Genomic DNA, 966 nt, shown 5'->3' with positions numbered 1-966 from the left:
CCGTCGAGAGCATGCACTGGCTGATGGACTGCCTCTTCAGAGACGATGAATGCCGGGTCCGCACCGAACATGCTCCGGCCAATTTCACCACCATCAAACACATCGCACATAACTTGTTGCGGCGGAATCCCGCCAAACTGTCGATGACCAACAAACGATTGAAGGCCGGGTGGAACGAAAAATTCCTCGTCAGCCTCATCTCGTGAAATTCAACTCACCCGATTCCCCTGGGCTGTCCCATCGGCCCCAGCCATCCGAATATCGGGCAACCGGGACGAACTCTTTTAGCAGGACGGTTCATAGATCGTCTCTGTGTGCGCGGGCTGCGAACATGACCGCTTTCAACAATATGTGGTGGGAAGGGAAATGACTGTGATGGGTATGGCGCGGAACGGCCGCTTTGTCTTGGGAATTTGCTCTGAAGCTGACTATCTTCTTTCAGCCCGTGGAGGCATTGCCCCGCTTCTCGGACGGGGACGCGCCACCTGAGGGGATGTCCCGAAGTTTGTTGAACTTCGGCGAGCGGCGTTGCCGGATTGAAGGTTACGCGGCCCTGGAAACAGGGGCAACGGGCTTTTCGGCGAGGCGCTCTCGATGGGCAAGAAGTTCGGCCCTGAGGATAGGCAATTGCTTGTGAGCCTTGAGCCTGCGAAAGCCCTTGGCCGCCTCGATCATGCCGGCGGCGACCCAGCGTAGGGCCATCTTGCCGTTCCGCCACCGTTTGACNAGCTTTAACCGGACAACGGTGAGGATTTCGTCGAGCCCCTCCAGAATACTTGCCGCTACGCCCGGCCGGTCCTGCTCGAGCCGGCGCGCCAGATTGCGGATCAGCTTCTCGGCCTTCTGCGCGTCGTCAAGTTCCCAAGCCTGGCGAAGCACCCGGCGTGTCGAGGCGTGAAGCTCTTTCGGCAGGCGGTCCATGATGTTGCGGGCTTTGTGAATCTGGCACCGCTGGATCGCGACGGT

General features: G+C 59.3%; 2 protein-coding genes. One reads left to right on the top strand and one right to left on the bottom strand.

Going from position 1 to position 966, the window contains the following annotated elements; translation table 11 throughout:
* Positions 1-206: transposase (locus VQ042_RS25670; RefSeq protein WP_442880258.1), on the top strand; the 206-nt coding region annotated here is incomplete at its 5' end.
* A 337-nt stretch (positions 207-543) separates the two neighbouring features.
* Here the strand turns inward: VQ042_RS25670 and VQ042_RS25665 are convergent.
* Positions 544-966, bottom strand: a 423-nt coding sequence (locus VQ042_RS25665) for a transposase (protein WP_331823061.1), incomplete at its 5' end; no start/stop codon positions are given.

The organism is Aurantimonas sp. A2-1-M11, from assembly GCF_036549475.1.
Lineage (GTDB): Bacteria > Pseudomonadota > Alphaproteobacteria > Rhizobiales > Rhizobiaceae > Aurantimonas.
Note: the sequence above shows the minus strand (reverse complement) of the source record. Positions and strands in the feature narration are given on the sequence as shown.